The organism is Pedobacter sp. AW31-3R, assembly GCF_052180285.1.
Classification (GTDB): domain Bacteria; phylum Bacteroidota; class Bacteroidia; order Sphingobacteriales; family Sphingobacteriaceae; genus Pedobacter.
In genome coordinates this window covers 6128739-6151845 of record NZ_CP197475.1, presented here as the reverse complement: position 1 = coordinate 6151845, position 23107 = coordinate 6128739, and the positions used below count along the sequence as shown (strand labels likewise).

Here is a 23107-nt window from a genome sequence, read left to right as displayed (position 1 = left end):
CTACATTGTTCTGTAATAGATAGATCTAAATACAGCTAAAACATTAAATAATAGCTGAATGTGATCAGTATCAAGGTAATTAAATTATCTTGGTAGTGTAAGTTTAGTTTATTTGATTAAATTTGCAGTGTTATAGCGCCTCGTATATTTTTAATAAACATTATCTACCTGGTTATAAGTAATCGAATATGTCAAAACTAAACCCACGTTGCTGGAAGTGCCAAACACCTTATCACTTTCAAACTCACAGACCATGGGCTGTTAAAAACCTTTTGTTTTTTCTACCCCTACAATCTTATTTTTGCCCGCGTTGCATGAAAAATAGATATGTATGGGCGAAAAAAGGTACGGGTATCACTTACAATACCTTAAGTGAAGATGATTATAAAATAGCTGCTGAACGCACGACAGCAGCTCGTACTTCACAGGAACAGACCGCTGGAACTGCTCAACCAAAACGCAAGCAGACTGCTGATGCTGAAAGGGCAGCTTAGCATTTACAGCTGTCTTGAATTTTAGCAGTGCCAGAAATTCTGGTTCTGCTTTCCACTAATCGCCCCTTCAGAATTTTCCCGACTTATTCACATCTATGATAGGTAGGTTCCCTAATTTTCACTTCCTTAGGGAGTGTAATTTCTGTACAATTATCTGATTTTAAGGGGTTTGTTTTTTTGTGGATGCTTTTCTGGAATGTGTATAACTATGTGGATAAGCCTTTAAGGTGAGTTCCTTTCTTTTTCTGTGAGCTGTTTTGTTTTGGGAATAAAATCTAAATGATCATCAGTTCTACACGGTCTTTGTACCAATTGTAATCATGGCATTGATAGATCAGTTTTCTGTGACTTTCATCTATAATACAGATGATCTTATGGCCATGTCGTTTCAGGTAGATATGAGAAGAGGGAATAACCATATAATTTTTACTTTCCAAAATACCGTAGTTTCCCTCACGATTGACAAATACTATTCTATACATACAAAACTATTCTATTATATACCACAAACTTATTTTCCTTATAAATTTTTCGCAAGCGTATTTATATCTGAATTATAGTTGTCCGCACTTTTTCCCGAATAAGTGGCCATAAAACAGTCTATACGGTTGAATTAACATTTTCTTAAATACATTACACAGAATAATGTACTATACTTGCGGTGTATTTGTTTTTTTAACAAATTTTGTCTCTATTTAATTTCAGGGAATCTCAACTGTTTATAAAAGCACTCACTGGAATAACGTATCAGGTCATATGGATAATGGAGAAATGGATCGTCTTTTTGCTGTGGATAGATTTTTAAAGCTTGAAATCAGTAAGGAAGATGAATTAAGGGAAATTCTGGAATTTGCTGCAAAAATATGTGCTGCGCCAATTGCACTTATTACTTTACTGGGGAAAAATACCCAATACTTCAAAATGGGAGTGGGGACAGTGGAAATGGAAACCAGCCGGGAACATGCTTTTTGTAACCATACCATTAAACAAGATGGGGTACTGGTGGTGTCGGATACCAGCAAGGATGAACGCTTTGTGAATCACCCGCTGAGGGAACAATTGGATATACAGTTTTATGCCGGGGCTCCATTGATCACGAAAGACGGATTGAAACTGGGTAGCTTATGTGTTATTGGCCCTGAACCTTACCAACTGTCCGAACAGCAGACCATGATGCTGGCATCCTTATCAAAACAGGTAGTTAATATTATGGAATTTGAAAATAGCGTTCAGATGTTAAAGGAGCATATTCGTGAAGCCCATAACACAGAGATTACCCTGCGTTCCCTGTTCGAAAGTTCTCAATCTTGTTTGCTTCTGGTAGACCTTGATTTAAAAGTGCTGTTTTATAATAAAGTCCTTTCAGATATCATGGTGGAAAGTTTTAAGAAACCACTTAAGGCAGGAATCGTCATTACCGATATCGTATCTGATGATTTTATGTATCAGTTTTTACTGAATTTTAACAAGGCACGCCTGGGGGAACATGTGGTGGAAGAAGTGAGGTACACGTATCCTGATGCCGATGCCTGGTGGCATATCACCTATGATCCTGCATATGATGCCGAAAATAATATCATCGGTGTAAGTTATTGTGCTACGGATATTTCTGACCTCAAATTGTATCAGCAAAAGATTATGGAGAGAGATCAGGCTTTACATACCATTGCATTGATCCAGTCCCATGAAATCAGACGGCCTGTAGCTTCTATCATTGGTCTGACAGATTTATTTAAGCTCAATAATTACCAGTTTGATAGGGAAGAGTTTCATATGTTGGAACTTGCAGTAAAGGAACTTGATGATAAAATCCGTGGAATTGTGAGTCATACCCCTGGAAAATAACTTGCTGAATTAATCCGCCATTGGTTTTACCCCTTTATTAGATGCAAGTCATTTGTTCAACAGCATAGTGTCTATTCATCTTCACACTATTTCTTGTTTTTTCCATATTGTGGTTCTCACATGATCTTTTTTATTTGTTATCACTTAAATAAGATATATCAGCGGGTAACATTGATTATTTGTAGAAGTAATAAATATATATAAGAATATTTAATTTCATATTTTTATTTAAAATTAAGACTTGTAATATGATAGAAATCATTTTTTTTTGATTATTTTTAGAGAACTAAAACTATGTGCTGATTCATGTTCTCATTTTTTCGTAAAAAAAACGTGGTAACTAACCTCGAATGGCTGGGTACCGACATACATTCGAACCTGCTTCCTGGAATTCATGAAGGATCTCCGGGTCTAATGGATGCAGTTGCTTATATTAAAGAATTAAGTGAGAAAGGCATCGCTAAAATTCACTGTACGCCCGCTGTAACTGACCCTAATTTTCAGGGATTGGATACTGTCATTTCATCTGCGAAAGAAAATTTAGAGAAAGCTTTAAAAAAAGCCGGGGTGTCAATTGCAGTGACTACAGGTGCGAAATATGTGGTCGATGAGAAGTTTGAAGTGGGACACGGCCTGATCACCCTTCCCGGTAAATATATCCTCCTGGAGCTTTCCCCATTAAAGGAACCCCGCAACCTGGAAGAGATCATTTTTGATCTCCAGATCCTTGGTTATAAAGTTATTCTGGCTGGGCCTGAGCTTTATTCCTATTACCATCACAACCGTTTCCGTTATAATAGGTTAAAGGAGTTGGGCGTGTTTTTCCAGCTGAACCTTCTTTCCGTTATGGGGCATTATGGCAAAGCTGCTAAGCAAGCTACAGATTTTCTCTTAGAAAAGAAATATTACGAACTTGCAGCTACTGAAGCCTTGGATGAAAACCACTTGTCACTTCTTCTAAAGAATGTAATTGACGGAGCTATGTTTCATGATACGACGGAATATGCGTTTAAGAATAAAGATTTATTCGGATAAGTCCCTATATTTTTTTAATCATTCCCAGCACGATTTCATATAGGCTAATCAATTTGCGCTGTAATTCTACAATTTCTGTATCCCGCCCGCTGATTTTTGTCTTCAGTTCCTCTGCCTCTATTCCCAGAGGTTGCTTGACCAGTTCTTCCGGGCGAAACAGAATTTCAGAAGGCCCAACATTGAAGATATCCGACAATCTATGTAGCCGTGCAATGTTAATTTCGGTTAAACCAGTTTCGATTTTTGAATATGCAGGTATCGAAATCTTGAGCTTAGTCGCCATTTCTGCCTGTATCCAGCCATTTCTGATCCTCAGGCGTTTTACATTATCACCTACGGTATTATCCATCTTTCTACGCATATTGAATGATTATAAATTAATTAAATATGCCTATAATGCTTAAGCCTGGATTTTGTTTTAAGTAAATTATATTTTTTATAATTTTCTCCATAAGCCCTTCCGGGAATCGCTATCCCATCAAAATGAACCTGATTTTTATTCTTTTTTAGAGTTTATCTACCCAAGTTTAAATTCTTAAATGGGTTGTATGGTCTGCCAGCTTTTTAAATGTATTTTTTGGTCGCCTGACCCAGCTTTTGTTAACCATAGGGAATAAATTTCTTAATGTAATGTTGTTTTATGGCTAACATTGACAACCTAGTTTTGCCCCTGCAAAAAAACTAAATAACAGGTGTACCGGGTAAACAATGCAATTGCTGCAGGTTTATCACCTTCCCATACCAGGGATACACAGGTGTACGTTATAGTTTCTGACCTTTAAATCATCCATCTGAAAAGATATAGAGGAATTCTATAGGACCATACCTATAGGGTTCATCTTTTTTTATACGAAAATGAAACACAAAATTAGATGAAAAGAATAATAATCTCTACCTTAATTCCTGTTATGGCAGCAATTACCCCAGTATTCGCCCAACAGGCTCCCTCGTTATATCTAACTGGTTACAGCTATTCTGCCAAAAATAAAACAGTGGGCGTAATAAAAAGTATGGCCAACAGTAGAATTAAATCGGTCAGTCTGAGCGGACCCGATGCTGCCTTTTTTGAACTTCATGCAGATACGCTGCTATTGAAAAAAATGAAGCCAGAAGCGCAGTATATGGAGGTTGCCCTGAAAGCTAAAACAGCTGAGGGAACAGTAGTTAAGCGCGTGAAGCTGGTGAATGATGAATTTATCCGCAATAAGGTGATTGCACACCGGGGTGCATGGAAGAATACCAATTCGCCTGAAAACTCTATTGCCGCATTGAACCATGCTATCCGTATTGGCTGTGAAGGTGCTGAGTTTGATGTCCACTTGTCTTCAGATTCAGTGATGTTTGTCAACCATGATGAACATATCCAGGGACTGACTATTGAGAAAACAGATTCAAAGCAGCTTGCTGGCCTGAAGTTAACCAACGGTGAAGCTTTCCCCACCCTTGAAATGTACCTGAAGGAGGGAATCAAACAGAATAAAACTAAGCTTATCCTGGAAATCAAACCTTCCATCGTAAGTACGGAACGCGTATTGGAACTGACTAAACGTGTAGTGAAGCTGGTGGGCGATCTTAAAGCTGAAGGTTGGGTAGATTATATCAGCTTTGATTATGATGTCTGCAAGGAGTTGCTGAAGCTTGCTCCATATGCTAAAGTTTCTTACCTGAAGAGCGATAAAGCACCAGCAGAACTGGTTGCCGATGGCATGTATGGTCTTGATTACCATTTCAGCGTGATGCAAAAACATCCGGAATGGATCACTGAAGCCAAAGCAAAAAATCTGACCATTAATGTATGGACAGTGAATGATGAAGAGATCATGGATTGGCTGCTGAAAGAAAATGCCGATTTTATTACGACAAATGAACCGGAACTTTTATTGAAAAAGATAGGTAAGTAATCCATAAGCATTAATTATCTATACCATTTGCCTTCAACACTATTGTCTTAAGGCTGATGATGGCTTAACCTATATTTGCCACTTCCTATACTCCCCCTGCTTTTTTTAGAGGCAGGGGATTTCTTTTTCTTACCCCACCAGATATAAAATCCTGTAACCGGTAAACTTGCACAGATCAGGCTCGCCAGAAAATAAAGGATCTTGGTCGTCAATCCACCAGCAGAGCCCACATGCAGGGAGAAATTGGAGCGGCGCAGCCAGGCTGCCAATGCTGCTTCCCCGATTTTTGACTGGGAAGCAGGCAGCTGTTTCAACGTATACTGATCGAGGTAAATATCTCTCCATTTGCCATGATACATATCAGTACACAGGTAAATCGCATCTGATGGCTGATGCGGGAAACTGATGATCACCTCATCAGGGTGATATTCCCCGATTTCGTCTTTCGCCATATTCCAGGCTTTATCCACCTGTTGCAGCATTACTGTTGGCCTGTTAAAGGTACTGTCAGATACCGGTTTCAGCCGGGCTGCCTGTTTTTCACCAGCCAGCCAGTAAACGCCCTGATTAAACCAGCTGAAACTCATCATTAAACCGGTGAAAGCGAGGAGTAGGCCAATGGTAAGTGCGTAAAACCCCAGTACATTGTGCAGGTCATAATTCAAGCGCTTAAATTTGGCATTCCAGCGTATCCTGAAACTTTGTTCCCGGCTTCTCTTATTCCATTTCTTCGGCCACCATAAAATGATGCCGCTAAGGAGGAGGAAGAAAAATATCAATGTGCCGGAACCAACCAGTAAGTCGCCTGTTTTCTCCGGTAGCCAGAGGTGAAAATGTCCTTCTTCTATGATATGGAAGAAATCTTCATGATCAATCATGGCCACTACTTCTGCCGTATAAGGGTTGACATACACCATGGAATCGGAGTTCAGGGAAAACTGAACTGTACGTCCCTCACCATTGTACCAGGCAGAATGGATCTTTTTATCGGGTAAGGTTTGATGAATAGCCTGGTACAGTACAGAAGGGGGGAGCACTGCTTTGCCAGCAGGTTTTTCTGCATGCAGCCAGGGAGAGCTGAATACCCTGATCTCTTGCTCAAATACAAGGATACAGCCTGTGATACTTAGGATCACTACGATAATCCCGGAGACAAGCCCCAGCCATAAATGTAGCCAGGCATTAATCTTTTTAAACAGCATGGAATCGGATTTAGGTCATGCTGTCCGGTGTATCCGGACAGCAATATCCATCAGGGGCGTATATTATTTAATTTTGTCTATTCGGCCAACAGTGCTAACACCGTCCAGTTTCAAACCTTTTTTAACGGCATTGGTAGCCGGGTCAAATTGGTAAACATAAAAGCCATCACCTGTATTGGTGACAATATAAGCTTTACCGTCTTCAACCAATATGTTTTGTGAATAAGAACCACTTCTGCTTGCCGGGATATCGATTTTAGTTTTTGTCTGGTTGACCAGGTCTACTACATAATAACTTGCGGCGTTTACCCCACTGTAATCAGCATAGGTCGACAACAGCGTTTTGTTTAAAATTTTTACAATTGCTTTCCCATTGCCCAGATCAAACAGGCCTATGGTTTCTTCTTTTGTCCTGTCAGTCAGTTCAAAGAAATAACTGCTGTCAAACGTAGTTCCACCATTCGCTACGCGATTAATACCATAGGCAGAACCTGTTCCGCCACCGGCCCAGATGGTTGGTGAAGAAAGGAAATAAGCAGATCCGTTGTAAGCAATCGCACCAGGTGTATTTAAGTTATATGGGCTTGGGTACTGGCTTCTTGTGTCTGTGCTGATGGTAACATTGGTCATGTTCGGATAATCCATTGAAGCAACATAGGTTTTTCCGTCAGACTGGCCATCATTAGCAGCCACTTCCAGGCAATAGTTGATGTACAGTTTATTGCCTACAAAAACTACATTGTTTCCCCAATAGTTGTCATTTTGTGCTGAAGGTACAGGGATATTGATGTTTCCGCTTGCGGTGATCGTCATCGTTTCTGCATTCAATATGGCATATTCAAACTGCCTTCCTGCCGGCATACTGAATAAAACGAGGGTTTTTTCATCTTTCCAGGCATAAAAACTGGAATATCCGGCCCAGCTGATCTGGCTGAAAGGAATTTCTTTTACAATAGTTTTTGTCTTATTGTCGGAAGTGAATTTAACGAGGTTGCCGTTGCTGTTATCTACAGCATAATTATAGCCAGCTCTTGAGGTGATCATTCCATAATCGAGTGCTATACCTGTACCTGCAGTAGTTAAGGTACCTTCGGTAAGGGAACCGCTTTGTACCAGGTAAGTTCCTGCCGGTGTACCTGCCGAAACCAGGAAGCTATATGTTTTATCGGTTGGTTCGGTAACTGTCGTGTCTTCAGTATTGTCTTTTTTACAGGCACTGAAGCTTAAAAGAGCCAGTCCCAGTGCAATGAATAGGTTTTTGTGGGTTGTAAACATGATGATATTTGATTTTTGATTGAATATATATGGTACTTGTTTATTGAAATGAGCTGTGTTATAGTTTAACGCGGTGCTGGAACTTACCTGATGAAATACCTTAACTTCAGGAATACCGACCTGCCTGGTTTCTGCAAACGGAAGTTATCATAGGCCAGTTCATTGGTCACGTTAAATGATTCCGCGGAAATATTATACTTTCCATTCTGCAGGGAGTAAGAAAGGGATACATTGTGCACCAGCTGGGAGGGGATCTTATTGATGGTTTCTTTGCTGCCCCTGCTTTCCCAGCTCACATAATACCAATTGACAAACTGTGAGGACCAGTTAAACTGGAGGCGTGTATCTTTGCCCAAAAGATCATTCTTGCCTATCCCAAAGTTAGCATTGGCAAAGAAGTTAGGCTGGTTCGGGATCCTGTCCAGGTAAGTTGGGTCGGGCAGGCCGTTCAGTACATCTATTTTCCCTTTATTGATCCCCTTCTGGTAACTGGCATTCACAGATGCCTCCAGCAAATTGTTGTATTGATAGCCCAGTTCACCTTCTACACCATTAATCTGTGCGGTTCCCAGGTTGTCTACCTGTGAGAATTTCCCTCCGGGAGTGGCATAAATCAGGTCTTTCACATTCCTGAAAAAATAACCTGCTTCTGCTGTGAATTTATGTCTGCCTTGCTGATGGGCATAATAACCACCAATATTGATATTGTCACTGTGTTCCGGTTTCAGATCGATGTTTGAAGCATACAAAATCCCGTCACCCAGCAGTTCCACGGCTTCCTGAAGCCTGTAGGCATGTTCATAAGAAAGTTTAAGTCCCGCCTTTTCGGTAATCTTGAATCTGGAAGCCAGTCCATATCCGTAATAATTGCCATTCGTACTCGAGTCTGTTCTGGAATATACCCCGTTGCTCACAAAAACGGCTTCTCTCACCAGGGTTCCCAGTCCGTAATATTTTGCAAATAATGTGGTGTTTAAACGCTTGTCAAGGAAGTTGGTCTGATAGGCCAGTCCGACAATGCTTTTATTAATCCTGTTGGGCTTGTCAAAAGGATTATTGTCTACATATTTAATTTCGTCTACGGCCGTCCTTGAGAAGCGGCTGTACATATAATTCAGGTTCAGGCTCTGATGGTCATCAATCTCATACGCGAAGTTTGCCCTAATGAGACCTGTATTGTTTTTATAATGGTAAAAGGTCTTGATGTCTTTTATTTCTCCCGAAACGGAAGAAGATTTGATGATCCCGCCCCATCCGTAGATATAATCAGAGGTATCGACGGCACTTGATCTGTCGAGGGACAAAGATCCGGTGATGTTTGCGGTAAGACCATCAATCAGGAAGTTACTTTTCTTATATTTTACGGAAGGCATATAGAAGTTACCCTTACGGTTCACCCCGCCATATACATTGTTCTGCGTGGCCCCGGTTTGTATTTCCTTGTAAAAATTATTGTAGGAGAATCCCAGGGTAAACAGGTCAGCCCATGATTTATTCGCTATGCCTACATCCATTTGTGCCATAGACGAGCGGTAGGCATCATGAAAACGACGAACATCCTTGTATACCACCTGATTGTTTTCATTTACACTCACCGGCGCATTGTATTTGGGATTGTTCCGCATCAGGTAGTCATTGTCCGAATAGTTATGGAAACCATTGAAATTGAAAATCAGCCCCGTTTTCTCCTCTGTAAACCTTCCTGCCAGTGCTGCGCGACTGGTGTTGAAAGAACCATAACTGTAACTTGCATCAAGGAATTTTTTGGTATGCTGATCGGTGATCACATTGACTGCACCACCCAGTGCATCTGCGCCCAGTTCTATAGGAACCACCCCTTTGTACACCTCTATCCGTTCTGCAAGGTTTGCCGGAATATTATTGAGTGACATTCCTTCACCAAAACTTTCCATAGGAATCCCGTCAATAAAAAACCTAACCTGTTTGCCGGATAAACCGTTGATAGAAAAATTGAAGTCAGATCCCAATCCCCCTTGTTCCCTTACTTTCACCCCTGTGCTGCGGTTCAGGATCTGGTTTAAATCGGATGAACTGTTTGCGAATTTCCTGGTTTCAATGGCATTGACCATAAAACCGGATTCTTTCACCTCTTGTGTTTTTGTTTTGCCCTGAATGGCGACATCATCCAGCACCCGGGAGTCTTTTTTCAGCTGAAAATGAAAATCCGAAGGCTGGCCTGGGCCTATGTTGATGCGCTGATTTTCAGCAATGAAACCTACGCTGCTGATTTGCAGGGTATAAGTGCCATTTTTGATGCCTGACAGCTGATATTTTCCTGCAGCATCGGTAGTGGTACCAATTGTTGTGCCTTTCAATACGACAGTAGCCCCCATAATGGGGCCATCGTTACTTTTTACAGTGCCCGACAGGACTCCTGTAGTTTGAGCGAAGGCATTGAAGGTTAATCCGCCGAATGAAAGTGTGCCGATTAAAATAATGAGTAGAGTTTTTCCGTATGACATCGTTTTAGTTTGTACCGTTATACCATTAAGTAGCACAACTGCACAACACCCGAAGGTCAGGGACAAAAAAAATACTATTTATTTCAACTCGTCTATTCTCATGATGAAATCAGTAGTTCCGGCGAGTTGAAGGCCTTTTTTAAGATTTCCGCTGAGGATATTATAGATCCAGATATAATTACCTTCAGTGGAGGAGTTTACCGATATGTAGGCAATATCCCCTTTTACAATCACACATTCTCTCCTGGTGCCTTTATCAAGGGGCAGATCAAGTTTCTTCAGTACTTTTCCTGCTATAATATCTACCAGGTAAAACTCAAACTGTGCCACACTGTAATGGTCTTCAAGGCCTTTGAAAAGGTCTTTCCGTTCGCTCCTGATGATGGCTTTTCCCTTGCCCAGGTACCACATCCCATAGGCATGATTGTGTGAAATTGATGAGGACAGGTTAATGAAATAGTTTTTGTCTATATGATTTTCAGTAGCTTTTATCCTCATGATACCGCTTGGCAGTTCGGGGCGGTTGCCGAGTGCAATACCGGGGCAGACCATAAAGTAATAATCGAGCTTTTCATCATTGAAGGCATAAGGCTGAATGGTGTTTAAACCTCCCGGATAGGTAGACCGGGTATCTTTATCCGTTTTCACTGCTGTCATCTCAGGGAAGTTCAGTTCCGTAACATAGGTCGTATCGCTGGTGATATAGTCTGAGGTACTCGACTGCTGGTGATAGGTATAACCCACAAAGAGTTTCGGATAGCGGAGGTTGACAAAGCCTACAGAAGTCTTATTGTACTTACCTGCGGAAGCAGGAATATCCATGTTGCCATAAGCAAGCATTTTCAGGGTGTCTGTCCTGAGCAGTACATATTTAATCTGGCCGAATGCAGGAGCTGTGAATCCGGTAAGCATCAGCGTATCGCCGCCCAGCCATTTACGGTTTTCAATAGAGAAGTTCTTCAGCTCCAGTGAATCTATGGTTACGAAGAGGTTGTGGTCTGATTGATATTTGTACAGAAAGCCTTTTTTCCTGTTGATATGGTAATAATACCCTTTATGGACAATCACATCCCGGTCTAGATCTTTGCTGTTCAGCATGGCTCCCTCTTTTTCCGGGTAAATGATCCCCTGGTCCAGTGTATCTGTTTCCAGGATATATTCCTTATCGTCTTTGCCAAGAATGTAGATGCTGTAATGGTGGAGAGACTGCTTTTTTGAGATGACAGTTTTTTGCTTGCAGGAAAACACGCAAAGCAGGAGTAAGACCAGGAGTGGCGGACAGTTATATTTTAAACTCATTGATGATCTGCTTTTGCATTACCGGAGGAAGATCCATCAGGTTGTGTTCATTGATAACGATAACTTTGTTATGTCCGTTCTTACCCTTAAGAATAATATAGGTCTGGCCTTTTTCCAGGCTTGTTTTATCATTTCTTCCTTCAAACTGAAGTTCTATATTTTCCTTGGGACGGATGAGCAGGCTTCCTGCCAGGTCTACTGTTCCGGTAAGGTTGTCAATGCTGCCAGAAGTATTGGTGCCAATAGAGAGGTCATACATGCTCGCCTGCAGTTGTTTGACGTCAACAGATGAAGTATTGCTCACATTCAGCAACTGAATATTTTCGTCCTGTTCGTTTTTCCTGAACCGATTGCCGATAAAAATGAGCATGCCCAGGAATAGTGATGCTGCGGCGGCACCATACCAGAATGTAGTATGGAATTTCCTTTTTGCTGCAGGTTTCGGGGCTTCCGCTGCAGCAGGTTCCTGGCTACTGATGAATTCTTCAATGCCGGCCCAGATTTCCTGTTTGTGCATTTGCTTGTCTTCAATGGCCGGAAGTTGTAATGCCTCGTCACTGTCTGAAGAATACAGCCATTGTTCTACAGCCTCGGTTTCCTCCGGACTGCATTCCTGCCTGTGGTATTTTTCTATGAGATCCTTGTTAATTTTCATTTTTTTCTTCATGATTTCCGGAACAAACCGGATAAGGCATTACTTATGCAAACTTATATAAAATATAGGTAGCATAATAAGGTCTTTTCCGTAAGTTGACCTGGAAATTTAGGTAAAATGATTCGAAAGGTTCACTCTGAGGACACCCAGGGCCTTGGTCATGTGGTATTCTACGGCACGTTCACTGATCAGTAGCGAGGAAGCAATTTGTTTATTGCTCATTCCCTGTTCCCTGCTCATCTTAAATACACGTCTGCACTGGCAGGGAAGGGTGTCCACTAAAACATTGACTTTTTCTTTGAGGTTGTTGTAGTTTATTTTTTCTTCCGTACAGTTGGAAGAGTGACTGCAGCCTTCAAATTTATTGCAGATGTGCTTTTGCTGGCTTACTTTATTCCGGATGTATTCAAAAGCCTTAAACTTTGCCGCCCTGATCAGGTAATTGTTGATGTTTCCGAGTTCCAGTTCCGCACGGCGTTCCCACAGGGATTTGAAAATATCCTGCACCATTTCTTTGGCCGGTTCCGTTTCATGGATGTTGTTGTAACAAATGGCGTATATTTTTTCCCAATACATATGATATACCGTTTCGAAGGTTTGCTTATCGATACGTATCAAATCATGATTTTCTGTAATGGCCTTGTTTCCTGACAACTCCCTTTATTTTTTGTTCCTTCGGGCAAATATAGTTATTTAGATTTAATATAAACAACTGGAGTAGAATAAATGTTACCAGGTGTTTTATAGCGGGGTAAACAGCTCATATGGATTGGATTTAACCCCCAATATTAAAAATTGATGACATCGGCCTGAATCTGATTGCGTGCGGGAGAAGAGTAATCTTATCCGGGTTTAAAAAACAAGAAACTGTATCATTAACGAAACTAAGCCGCTGAGAATTGAATATTTGCAAATGCTTCCGTAGAAGAGTATGGGTAAAAACAACTAGAAAGAGGGTGGTCATGATTGATGATACACCCTCTTGTTTTTTAATGACTGCGCACTTCAGTAAAACCGGCCAGCCCGAATAAAGCGAAGTAACCTGATGCAGTTACAGAATTAGCTGTTCCAGTATCCTGGTTAGCTGCTCCCCATGCAGGTTTTTTGCTACAATCTTCCCATCGGGAGCAATCAGGAAATTCTGCGGAATGGCTTTGATCTGGTAGCGCTTCCCCGCCGCATTGTTCCAGCCCTGGAGGTCGCTTACATTTGTCCAGGTCAATCCATCATCTTTAATGGCCTTCAGCCAGGCTTGTTTTGCAGGTAATGCATCCATAGAGATACTGATGATCGTAAAATTCCTGTCTTTGAATTTCTGAAACTGCTTTACCAGGTCCGGATGGCCAGCCCTGCAGGGGGCACACCAGCTTGCCCAGAAATCAACGAGAACGTATTGCCCCCTGAAAGAGGAAAGCCTAACCCTTTTTCCATTGGAATCTGGCAGTTCAAAGTCGGGCGCCAACTGACCACTTTCGAGTCCTGTACGAAGGTTTAACTCGCTTTCGTAAGCAATGCCGGCTTTGGAGGTACTGACTTCAGGAGCCAGCAGGCGGAACAACCTGAGGATTTCGGAAGAATCAAATATGGGACCCGCATGGTTTTTCAATACGTCGAGACTAAGCATCACATCTGGATGATCGGCAATGAATTGCTGATCAGTTCTTTTTCTACGTTCATTCAAAACCTGCAATTGTTCTTTTAACCGGGCAATGAATGTTTTGTCTTTCCTGGTTTCTGGTGTTAAGGAGGCATAAAGGGCTTTGATGGATGCTTCAATTGGCTTTATCAGCTTCTTGTAGCTTTGATTCGCCGAATTTTCCTTACCTCCAACAATGTCTGCACTGGCAATGGAATCTGTTCCTGTAATCTTTATTTCAGCCTGATCAAGGCCAAGGTATAGTGAACTGAGGTCTGAGTTTTTCTTCTGGCGACTGCTGCCATCCCTGCTTAACATCAGACTGGCCCTTGTGGTTCCGGGAACCTGGCCACTGAAGGTAAATTGACCATTACTGATTTTCACTGAATCCCGTTTCAGACTGTTGTCTCCGTCCGTATAACTCAGAAAGAGCACCGAACCTTCAGCTACGTTTTCCAGCTTCCCCTGGATGATGAAATGAGGATTTTTGGGATGAAGACGGCTATCCCGCTGCTGTTTATTCGCTAAAAGGGTATTCAGCATCAACACCGTTGAAGGACTTGAAGGAACCGGGGCCTGAAAATCATGGATCTTAAAATGATCATCGATGACAATCGTTCTGGGGATATTGATCACCTGATAATCTTTTAATGTACTTCTGGTCACCTGCCATTGTACCCCTTCGGCATTTCTGGATCCGAGGCTTTTCTTCCAGTTATCCATACTTTCATCAATGGATAAGGAAATGAATACGACCTCAGGATTGTCCCTGTATTGTTTTTTCAGTTGCTCAAAAGCGGGCATTTCTGCCATGCACGGGCCGCACCAGGTGGCCCAGAGGTCAATGTAAATGATTTTGCCCCTGAAGTCAGAAAGACGAACTGTATTCCCATATTGGTCTGTCGCCATAAAGTCTTTTGCGGTATCAGCGTTTCCGTAGGTCAGCAGACTTTCCAGTAGGGATGTGGCTGCGACGCTGTAAGCCGAAGTTTCCAGCGTAGACAGGCTTGAACGGAATCCCGGCAGTATTTGTTTATTGCTGGTGCCGACCATTACCTGGACAATGGAATCTGCTTTGATCCAGTCGGATATTTTGTTGAGGGCAGGAGATTCCGGTTGACCGGATTTTCTGGTTTCCTCCAGGAGGTATGGGGCAATGTCCCTGAATACAGTTAATGTTAGGAAATCATTTACTGACAACTGCTCTTTTGAGTCCCCCGGTTTTTTTTGTCGCAAGCGTTCGCCTGGTTTTCTCTGTCTTCCTGATTTCCTCTGTCTGTTTGATTCCGGGAGAGCTGATCGCAGTAAATTATTTTTGCAGTCTTGCAAGACCGGCAATGCCAGTGCATCGAATGTTTCCTGGTACTTCTTCATTCCTTCTGCTCCCAATTGCTGTTTCCGGGGAAGATAATATTTCAGTGAGCGGATACTGTTGATCAGGTCAGACTGGATCCTTGCAGTTTCCAGCTCCCTGAATACAGGGGATACTTTCCTGACTTCTGCTAAGCTCAGCTGGCGGTGATGGCTTTGTGTCAGGATTGCCTGAAGTGTTCCTTCCGGGTTTTCTCCTATCAGTTTGCCTGCATTCAGGTAAGAACCACCCTTAGGGAAGGGCGTATCTTTTAGGTAGCTATTGGCTTCATACCCTTTGCCTTCAAATGTGGATAGCGAAGGATTGTTATGGTCGATCAATACCTTTAACTGGTCACCAGGACTCAGGTACAGGATATTACGGCCCAGGCGATAGTAACCGGGCTTCTTCAAAGCAAACTGCATATTGAAATTCCCCTGTTCATCCATAGCAGCCACAAGATTTTCCTCTTGTGGCTGCAGGTACTGAAATTCTGAAATATCTTCTATTTTTAACTCCTTCTGGGAACTTTTGAAAATCCCGGAGATTTTCACTTCCTGCGCATCTGCAAAGAATGCGGCAAGCAGTAGAAAACCTATCAGGTAGTACTTTATCGAGATCAGGTAATACTTCATCGACTTATGGATTATTAGGCATACCGGGATTTTGATCCAGCACTTTCTGTGTAAAACGTAAGGTAAACCGGTCCGGCGTTAAGGTATATTCTGTCAGGACCCCATTGCTGTTGTAATACTTGTGTGTATAGACCACATCAGAGAAAAGCGGATCGGTCGACAATCTTCTCATGTCAAACCACCTGAATCCATTGATGGCAAATTCCCGTGTACGCTCATCGATGATATATTTGATAAGGCTATGCTGGTCGCTGATCTCCACGCTGGCGTCAGCTGCAGGCATCCTGGTTTTTCTGAAATCTTCAAGTATGGCAATTGCGCCACCCAGATCGTTTGCCCTGGCCAGGCATTCTGCACGCAGCAGCTGTATATCTGCGAGACGGATCCCAATCTGTACCACAGTGCCGCTGTTTCTTCGCAGGGTATTGGCCAGGGGCAATAGGACTCCACCACTTGCCTGGGGACTAAAGAACCTTAAACGCATATCAGATGGCTTGAATAAGGCAACAGCCTCGGGTGTTAGTAAAATCTCCGACTTGTCGGCCGCCCATGCACCAGCATTTACCTGTTTACAGAAAATATTTTCTGTATTTAACCATGCTGTAGGATACAAACTCTGGTATCCCGGGAGGTTCCATTGCGGATCATAACCCCAGGCACCTGCTGTCCCCGCATTTGCCATCGTCACGTTTAAGTTGTACAGGCTTACCGTATAATTGGTGGGCAAATCGGCAATGGTACTGTTCAGATAGGGCAGGGCTTCACTGAATTTTCCCATGAACACCAATATTTTTCCCATAAGTCCTTCAGCAGCAGCTTTGCTCAGCCGGCCGCGCATGGAAGAATTCCGGGGTAACAGGGGAATCGCTTCCCGGAGATCGGCCATCATGAAATCATAACATTCCTGAACGGTGGCCCTGGTAAATTTAGTTTCTGCCACATCTGCCACCCTGATAATCGGGAAGGCAAGGTCAGTCCCTGCTGTTGCCGGATTATAGGGCTTGCCATAGAAATTGGTCAGCATAAAGTAACACCAGGCCCTGTTGGCAATGGCCTCCGCATACAAAGCATTTTTTTGTTCTTCTGTCCCATCGGTCGATTCCCGCACTTCTACGGCTATTTTGTTGTAGGTGTACAGCTGGGTCATGATGCCTTTCATTTCAGCTCCATTGTCCTCGGGATTGTAAATGTCTTTCTCCCACCTGAAAAGCCGCTGCATGCGCAGTGTTCCGCCAGAGAAGTAAGGTTCTGTGGCCAGCACCTCATCGCCCATGACCAACTGGCCATTAGGAAAAGAGCTGACATCCACACCCGTATTGATCAGTGAGGTATTGTTGAATAAGAGGTTATAATCGGAGGTTGCTTTTGCGATCAGCTTCCCTTTTGGAGTTAAATCCAGGTAATCTTTTTTACAGGAAAACAACAGGGTACATAACAAAAGTAGCCTCAGCACTGTAAAATTATATGTATTTAATAAGTTCATGGTTTAAAAGTTGATGTGAGCACCTAATGATATGGTCTTCTGGTTAAGGGGCATTGTCCTGGCACCTCCATTGGCGGTGCTGCTGTAGACGGCATAACCTGTGGGGTCCTGAAACTCAGGGTCTATCCCATAATGGTTGGCCTTCCATAACATCAGGTTCGACAGTTGTGCCCTCAGCGTAATGCCTTTGACATTGATTTTACTGAGCATGTTTTTCGGCAGTTCATAAGAGAGGGTAATATCCCTCAGTTTGATGAAACTTGCGCTCAGCACGTTCCTGTCTGCCAGCGTATAATAGTCCAGGTTGCGTTCACTATCACTCAATCCATTCTCCGCAATATAGGCCGGGATATCGGTGAAGGCCTCGTCACCCGGGTTTTTCCATCTGTTAACGAATTCCTGATGGACATTCCCGGTAAAGGATCCCTGTCCCGGAACAAGTCGGCCGCCCGAGAAAAGGGTGTTGACATCACGGCGCATCACATGTCCCAGGTTATAAATCACATTGGCACTGAGGCTGAATGGGCCATAGCTGAACACGTTGGTCAAGCCTCCGCTCCATACTGGCTGGTAAGTGCCTTTGTATATAATATCGCCAGGTTTGGTGGCATTGATTTCTTTCGTCATGCTGCCATCGGCCAGGTATACCTGTGGATTCCCTTCATTGTCCAGGCCTGCGTATTTATAGGCAAATACAGAGAATGCGGAATAGCCCTCCAGGTAGTTTTGTACTACCTGTCCATTTCCTGTGCTGATAGGTATGGCATTAGATAGGGAAGTGATTTTGTTTTTATTGTAAGCGATGTTCAGTAAGGTACTCCAGCTGAATTTTCCGCTTTGGATATTCATGGAGTTTAAACTTGCCTCAATCCCGGTATTGGTCATGCTACCCATATTTCCGGTGATGTTGTCATAACCTGTAAAAGGATTTGTAGGAAGCTGCCCGATGAGCTCATCTGTATTTTTCCGGTACAGGTCAATGCTTCCGCTCAGTCTGTTGAATACCGAGAAGTCGAGTCCCAGGTTAACGGTTTTTGTTGATTCCCAGCTTAACCTTCTGTTTGCCGGGGTTCCCAGGATCAGTCCCCTTCCATCAGGGAAGATGCTATTGTTCTGGGCAATGACAATGTCATAGGAAGCCGCGGTTCCCGGGGAAGGCGATAATCCGGTGATGCCATAGGTTCCGCGGACGATCAGGCGGTTCAGCCAGCCAATCTCCTTCAGGAAGTCTTCCCTGCTGGCATACCAGCTGAGTCCCCCACTGCCTACGGGCCTGCTCTGTGCAGATTTGTCTTTACCAAACAGGCTGGATTTATCCAGTCTCCAGTTTCCGTTAATGGTATACTTGTTCATAAAGGTATATCCCGCATTGGCATAATAAGACACAACGCGGTTTTCAAGCTCTGTTCCCGCATAGGAATTGTTGAACAAGACGCTTCTGGATCCGCTGTTGGGATAAACAGTATTGTTAATTCCGGCAGCAAGGGTTTTATAGTCTATTGCGCCGAAGGTAAGCAGGTCGGGGTCATAACCACGGAGTACATTGGTATTGTTCACACTCAGCTGGTTTTGTATTTCCTGTCCGAACAATACGGTGAGCTGGTGTTTTTGTGCATTCCAGTTCTGATCGTAACTCAGCTGGTTCCTCACGTTCCAATTGCGCTGACTTTGGTTTGCTACGGTATAACGGCCACCGGTTGCCGGCAGGTAATAGGTTGGTGTTCCGCCTGTCGTGCTGGGAGCCACAGTAAAGGAAGCCAGTTCACTTCTTACGGCATAATTGTTCTGGTTCAGGAAGGTGGTGTTTTTCTGGGTCGATTTATAGAATCCGTATACGCCTTCAAACTTCAGTCCTTTATAGATATTGGCGGTAAGGCCAGCCACGATCCTGTTGATCATCTGGTCCGATTTGTAGCTGCGTCTGGAATATTCATCTACAGGATTGTAGGAGAGATCCAGCAGGCTTCTGTTCTGGTAGCTGGTTCTTATCGCATCGCTGTAGTTCAGCCATGACATGGGAAGGCTGTTCCCTGCCTCATCTTTGAACATGGCATAAGGCAGAAACTGGCTGTCGGGTGAAACGGCATTTTTTGCACTTTGCAAACCGTTGGTCAGGTCGGTCACCAGGTAGGCACTAATGGCTTTGTTGAACTTATAATCCTGGCGCACATTAATTTTATAGGTATTGTCGGACGTACCTACCGTATTGCTCTGGTTATTGGTATACGCCATGGAACCATAAAAGGCATATTGCTCTGTGCCGCCGCGAAGAGACAGGGTCTGGTTCATTAACATGGCATTCCGGTACCAGGTATCCTTGATCTGGCTGAGGTTATTCATGGAAGCCAGGGCATCCAGCTGACTATTGGCTGCCGTTTCAGAGAGGGTACCTGCATGCAGGTTGTACAGGATCTGTTCATGTGGTGGCAATACCGGACTTAAACTTCCGTTTGGTACAATTGATCCGGCAGGATTCAACACCGGATTGAAGATTTCGCGGGCAGACTGAATAAACTGCGTACTGTTCATCATTCCTGCATAGTTCAGGTCGGGGATCCCTTTGAAATTTACGAAACCATCGTATTCAATTTCGATACCCCTGGTTGCCCTCCCTTTGCGGGTGGTAATCACGATCACTCCATTTGATGCTCTCGCTCCCCAAACGGAGGCCGCTGTTGCATCTTTCAACACCGTAATATCTTCCACATCATTGGGATTGATAGAGGCAATATTGTCTATCGGAAATCCGTCTACAACATATAACGGTCCCCTGGTGGAATTAATGCTGGTCACCCCCCTTAATAAAACCTGGCTGGAAGAATACCTGTTATCGGAAGGTGCGTTATTGATGGTCAGGCCGGGAATCAATCCATCGAGCCGCTGCACAATATTCATGGTACCGGTACGGGCATTGATAATCTTCATATCAGGTTTGGCAAAGCTGCCCGCACTCCGTTCTTTGGAGATGGTCTGGATCCCTGTAGATACGATAGAGACCCCTTTTAGAATAGCGCTGTCTTCCTCCATGCTGATGGATAGCTCATTGCTGCTGTTTCCTTTCAGCACGATAGGCTGATCCTTATAACCGATATAACTTATGGTCAGCTGTTCATCTTCCTGAAGATCGGCAATCCTGAAATTCCCATTCACATCGGTCTGTGCCAGGATCTTTCCATTGGCATCTTTCACCGAGGCGCCGGCCAGGGGAAGTCCCTGGGCATCCTTCACATTTCCTTTAACGGGGAAGCGTACAGGAGCATTCAGTTTGGTAAAAACAATCAGTTTCTCATTGATCAACTTATAGGTAAAGCCAGTATTTTGCAGCACCTGGTTCAAGATTTCTGCAATCGCTTTATCCTTCACCTCCAGGTCCAGTTTCTGTTCGGCCGGAAAGTTATTGTTTCCATACATGAAAGAATAGCCGGTTTCGCGTTCCATGGCTTTCATGATCTGATGGATACTGGTTTGTCTGAGGTTCAAGCTGATTTTCTTATCCTGTGGATAGACTGCGGCTGTCACATGCATCAGTCCGGCTATCAACAGTATTAAGGTTAGTTTCATAATTTTTAGGATATTACGAAATAGAGGCGGACACATTGCTGTGCTGCCTGTAATTTTTATTTTCATTTAGTTGATACGGTTTTTCTCAAAAGCAGGTTAGGTTTGCTCAACCTTGTTTGTTACTTTTAAGGAGATTTTTAATAATTGAAGCATTCGAACGGCAAATTTTTATGCTTCGTTAATTGGGTCTTACAGGGAATTACCAGCAAGTAATCCCTGTATTTTCATCAGTAAATAGTTGTTTTTTATCGGTTATGAAGCGATCATAAGCTTTATTCATTGCTGTTTGTTAGCGGTAAGCTGATGATGGTTTCATTGCTTTAGTAAATGTTGATTGTCTTGTCCTCCTTTCTGTAGTTAAAATTCGTGGTTAAGGTTAATGCGTTTAATACATCGTCTAGTGGCAGGTTATTGAAGGTACCTGTAAAGCGATACTTTAGTAAGGCAGGATTGGTGATATTGATTTTAACATCATACCAGCGTTCCAGTAAACGTGCCATTCCGGCAAAATCTTTATTTTCAAAAGCGAGGCGGTTTTGTGTCCAGGCAATTTCAGTGATCTCCGGTTCTTTTTCCGGCATGATTTCCTTCGGGATCAGCTTTGTATCCGGGAGGCGCTGCGGTTCCCGGGCCTTAGGCCGGCTGCTGAGTCCTTTGCCTGCAATAAACTTCTCCCTGGGTTGAAGTGTGGCGAGGAGCTGATTGGAAGAGGGTTGCAGTACCTGGATGGAGCCTTTAAAAAGGTAAGCTTCCTGTTGTTCATTGGCATAGGCACTCACATTGAATTGGGTGCCCAGTACTTTAATATTGAATTGTGCACTGTGCACAATAAAAGGTCTTTTGGCATGGTGGGTCACCTCAAAAAAGGCTTCACCAGTTAAACTGACCTCTCTTTGCTGTCCATTGAATTTTTGAGGATAGGTAAGACGGCTGTCGGAATTCAGCATCACAACCGAGCTATCGGGCAGCACCAGCTTTCTGCGTTCTCCTTTTTTGGTCATTACGGAAATCAGGCCTTTAGATGAAAGGGGATTGCTTTTATACCGCAGGAAAGCGATTGAACCGGTAATCAGTAGCAGTGCTGCTGCAATACCGATCCAATATTTCAGGGATTGTTTTTCGGGTTGTGCACGATCAATGCGCTGAATGATCCTATCGTACATCCTGCTCTGCATTTCAGGATCGATGTCGGGCTGCGCTTCGCCATGCGTTTGTTTATAAGCATAGTAACTCTCCAGGAGTTCCTGCTCTTTCCGGCTGGCTTTACCTTTGGTGTATTTTCCGGCCAGTTTTCTTAAAATGTTTGAGTCTGCCACAACGTAGATTTTATAATAAACAGCAACAGGTATTTCTGTCCCTTTATTACATGTACCCTATAGGTGGACTTGCCCCCCATAAAAATTTTGAGAAAATTACATTTTTTCGTTTTTGGGGTTAGAAAATGGGAATTATAACAGGAGGTACAGCAGGATGATCAATTCAAAAAGTACAATTAGCTTAGAAAAAGCTTTCTTTATTTTTTTTAATGCAGTATTCAGCTGATTCTCGACCGTTTTTGGGGAAATATTCAGCCGTTCGGCAATTTCTTTGTGACTAAGCTGCTCGTTCCTGCTCAGGTAAAAAATCTCTGCACATTTCTTTGGCAGCTGATCCAGGGTGTTTTTCAGCAGGGTCCTGATGTCCTGTTGTGCCAGCAGATGGTCGCCATCGTTAGCGCAGAAGGCGAAGACGAAATCCTTTTCCAGGTTTTTGGCAATCACTTTATTGTGGCGGATAATTTTAAATGCCTGAAAGCGGGTGGATTGATGTAAATAGGCTTTAAGGTTGATAATGTTAAGTGTAGCACGTTTTGTCCACAGTTCAAAAAGCACTTCCTGTACCACATCTTCCGCTGCTTCCTTATCCTGTAAGAGTTTAAAGGCCGACTGGTAAAGCGGATTGGCATAACTGTGGTAGATCTGATCGAAAGAAGAACGGTCATCCTGTCTGAGTAAAAGCAATAAATCCTCATCAGAGTTTATTTTGTTGTTCATTATACCTTCCTAATCCGCTAAAGAACGAATATAGGAAAAAGATGGGTGTAGGAAGGGTGATGGGGTACAAAAACTATAAATCGTCATTATTTATTCTTTTTGCTGCAATTATTTCCTGCAATTTATTTCTATTCGCTTTAAAAGCTTGGGATTTATTAATTTTTGTGAAAAATATCTTTGAATTTGTGCATCTAAAGATACTACTAATGTGTATTTATA

Annotated in this window: 17 protein-coding genes; 4 read left to right on the top strand and 13 right to left on the bottom strand. The window is 43.0% G+C overall.

Annotated elements, in window-relative coordinates; translation table 11 throughout:
- The first annotated feature begins 314 nt into the window (after nt 1-314).
- On the top strand, nt 315-494 hold the full coding sequence (locus tag ACSBL2_RS25085) for a hypothetical protein (protein WP_442589298.1): 180 nt from the start codon (nt 315-317) through the stop codon (nt 492-494).
- 275 nt (nt 495-769) lie between these two features.
- Here ACSBL2_RS25085 and ACSBL2_RS25080 read toward each other — a convergent pair whose 3' ends face one another.
- Nucleotides 770-976, bottom strand: a complete 207-nt coding sequence (locus tag ACSBL2_RS25080) for a hypothetical protein (RefSeq protein ID WP_442589297.1) — start codon at nt 974-976, stop codon at nt 770-772.
- Between the two features lie 274 nt (nt 977-1250).
- Here ACSBL2_RS25080 and ACSBL2_RS25075 point away from each other — a divergent pair, with 274 nt between their 5' ends.
- Nucleotides 1251-2339: a GAF domain-containing protein gene (locus ACSBL2_RS25075; protein ID WP_442589296.1), complete on the top strand. Its 1089-nt coding sequence runs from the start codon at nt 1251-1253 to the stop codon at nt 2337-2339.
- 333 nt (nt 2340-2672) lie between these two features.
- On the top strand, nt 2673-3374 hold the full coding sequence (locus tag ACSBL2_RS25070; RefSeq protein ID WP_442589295.1) for a CpsB/CapC family capsule biosynthesis tyrosine phosphatase: 702 nt from the start codon (nt 2673-2675) through the stop codon (nt 3372-3374).
- Nucleotides 3375-3378: 4 nt separating this feature from the next.
- Here ACSBL2_RS25070 and ACSBL2_RS25065 read toward each other — a convergent pair whose 3' ends face one another.
- Nucleotides 3379-3735, bottom strand: coding sequence for a helix-turn-helix domain-containing protein (locus tag ACSBL2_RS25065; protein ID WP_442589294.1), 357 nt, complete (start codon nt 3733-3735; stop codon nt 3379-3381).
- A 511-nt stretch (nt 3736-4246) separates the two neighbouring features.
- Here ACSBL2_RS25065 and ACSBL2_RS25060 point away from each other — a divergent pair.
- Nucleotides 4247-5275 carry a glycerophosphodiester phosphodiesterase gene (locus ACSBL2_RS25060; protein ID WP_442589293.1) on the top strand — a complete coding sequence of 343 codons (1029 nt, stop codon included), beginning with the start codon at nt 4247-4249 and terminating at the stop codon, nt 5273-5275.
- Nucleotides 5276-5322: 47 nt separating this feature from the next.
- On the opposite strand, the gene ACSBL2_RS25055 is transcribed toward ACSBL2_RS25060, so the two are convergent.
- From ACSBL2_RS25055 to ACSBL2_RS25005, 11 genes are all read right to left on the bottom strand, one after another.
- Entirely contained in the window at nt 5323-6477 is a 1155-nt protein-coding gene (locus ACSBL2_RS25055) for a PepSY-associated TM helix domain-containing protein (protein ID WP_442589292.1), read from the bottom strand.
- A gap of 63 nt (nt 6478-6540) precedes the next feature.
- Nucleotides 6541-7752 (bottom strand): hypothetical protein, encoded by a 1212-nt coding sequence (locus ACSBL2_RS25050; RefSeq protein WP_442589291.1) that lies wholly within the window; start codon nt 7750-7752, stop codon nt 6541-6543.
- A gap of 83 nt (nt 7753-7835) precedes the next feature.
- A complete protein-coding gene (locus ACSBL2_RS25045) occupies nt 7836-10235 on the bottom strand; it encodes a TonB-dependent receptor (protein ID WP_442589290.1) in 2400 nt (799 codons plus the stop codon).
- Between the two features lie 78 nt (nt 10236-10313).
- Nucleotides 10314-11534, bottom strand: coding sequence for a DUF4374 domain-containing protein (locus tag ACSBL2_RS25040; protein WP_442589289.1), 1221 nt, complete (start codon nt 11532-11534; stop codon nt 10314-10316).
- On the bottom strand, nt 11518-12189 hold the full coding sequence (locus ACSBL2_RS25035; protein WP_442589288.1) for a hypothetical protein: 672 nt from the start codon (nt 12187-12189) through the stop codon (nt 11518-11520). The genes ACSBL2_RS25040 and ACSBL2_RS25035 overlap by 17 nt, the downstream gene beginning before the upstream one ends.
- A 108-nt stretch (nt 12190-12297) precedes the next feature.
- Complete coding sequence (locus ACSBL2_RS25030; protein WP_442589287.1) at nt 12298-12843, bottom strand: RNA polymerase sigma-70 factor; 546 nt, start codon at nt 12841-12843, stop codon at nt 12298-12300.
- A 397-nt stretch (nt 12844-13240) separates the two neighbouring features.
- Entirely contained in the window at nt 13241-15811 is a 2571-nt protein-coding gene (locus ACSBL2_RS25025) for a redoxin domain-containing protein (RefSeq protein WP_442589286.1), read from the bottom strand.
- A gap of 4 nt (nt 15812-15815) precedes the next feature.
- Nucleotides 15816-17294 carry a RagB/SusD family nutrient uptake outer membrane protein gene (locus ACSBL2_RS25020; protein ID WP_442589285.1) on the bottom strand — a complete coding sequence of 493 codons (1479 nt, stop codon included), beginning with the start codon at nt 17292-17294 and terminating at the stop codon, nt 15816-15818.
- A gap of 3 nt (nt 17295-17297) precedes the next feature.
- The gene (locus tag ACSBL2_RS25015) at nt 17298-20855 is read right to left on the bottom strand and encodes a SusC/RagA family TonB-linked outer membrane protein (protein WP_442589284.1); all 3558 of its coding nucleotides are present in this window, start codon (nt 20853-20855) and stop codon (nt 17298-17300) included.
- A 320-nt stretch (nt 20856-21175) separates the two neighbouring features.
- On the bottom strand, nt 21176-22171 hold the full coding sequence (locus tag ACSBL2_RS25010; protein ID WP_442589283.1) for a FecR family protein: 996 nt from the start codon (nt 22169-22171) through the stop codon (nt 21176-21178).
- Between the two features lie 132 nt (nt 22172-22303).
- Nucleotides 22304-22888, bottom strand: coding sequence for an RNA polymerase sigma-70 factor (locus tag ACSBL2_RS25005; protein WP_442589282.1), 585 nt, complete (start codon nt 22886-22888; stop codon nt 22304-22306).
- Nucleotides 22889-23107: the final 219 nt, after the last annotated feature.

Excerpts from the sequence above, each read along its gene's own strand:
- ACSBL2_RS25075 (WP_442589296.1), top strand. The coding sequence starts at position 1,251 with ATGGATAATGGAGAAATGGATCGTCTTTTTGCTGTGGATAGATTTTTA.
- ACSBL2_RS25080 (WP_442589297.1), bottom strand. The coding sequence starts at position 976 with ATGTATAGAATAGTATTTGTCAATCGTGAGGGAAACTACGGTATTTTG.
- ACSBL2_RS25015 (WP_442589284.1), bottom strand. The coding sequence starts at position 20,855 with ATGAAACTAACCTTAATACTGTTGATAGCCGGACTGATGCATGTGACA.
- ACSBL2_RS25005 (WP_442589282.1), bottom strand. The coding sequence starts at position 22,888 with ATGAACAACAAAATAAACTCTGATGAGGATTTATTGCTTTTACTCAGA.
- ACSBL2_RS25060 (WP_442589293.1), top strand. The coding sequence starts at position 4,247 with ATGAAAAGAATAATAATCTCTACCTTAATTCCTGTTATGGCAGCAATT.
- ACSBL2_RS25025 (WP_442589286.1), bottom strand. The coding sequence starts at position 15,811 with ATGAAGTATTACCTGATCTCGATAAAGTACTACCTGATAGGTTTTCTA.
- ACSBL2_RS25050 (WP_442589291.1), bottom strand. The coding sequence starts at position 7,752 with ATGTTTACAACCCACAAAAACCTATTCATTGCACTGGGACTGGCTCTT.
- ACSBL2_RS25045 (WP_442589290.1), bottom strand. The coding sequence starts at position 10,235 with ATGTCATACGGAAAAACTCTACTCATTATTTTAATCGGCACACTTTCA.
- ACSBL2_RS25085 (WP_442589298.1), top strand. The coding sequence starts at position 315 with ATGAAAAATAGATATGTATGGGCGAAAAAAGGTACGGGTATCACTTAC.
- ACSBL2_RS25065 (WP_442589294.1), bottom strand. The coding sequence starts at position 3,735 with ATGCGTAGAAAGATGGATAATACCGTAGGTGATAATGTAAAACGCCTG.
- ACSBL2_RS25055 (WP_442589292.1), bottom strand. The coding sequence starts at position 6,477 with ATGCTGTTTAAAAAGATTAATGCCTGGCTACATTTATGGCTGGGGCTT.
- ACSBL2_RS25035 (WP_442589288.1), bottom strand. The coding sequence starts at position 12,189 with ATGAAAATTAACAAGGATCTCATAGAAAAATACCACAGGCAGGAATGC.
- ACSBL2_RS25020 (WP_442589285.1), bottom strand. The coding sequence starts at position 17,294 with ATGAACTTATTAAATACATATAATTTTACAGTGCTGAGGCTACTTTTG.
- ACSBL2_RS25040 (WP_442589289.1), bottom strand. The coding sequence starts at position 11,534 with ATGAGTTTAAAATATAACTGTCCGCCACTCCTGGTCTTACTCCTGCTT.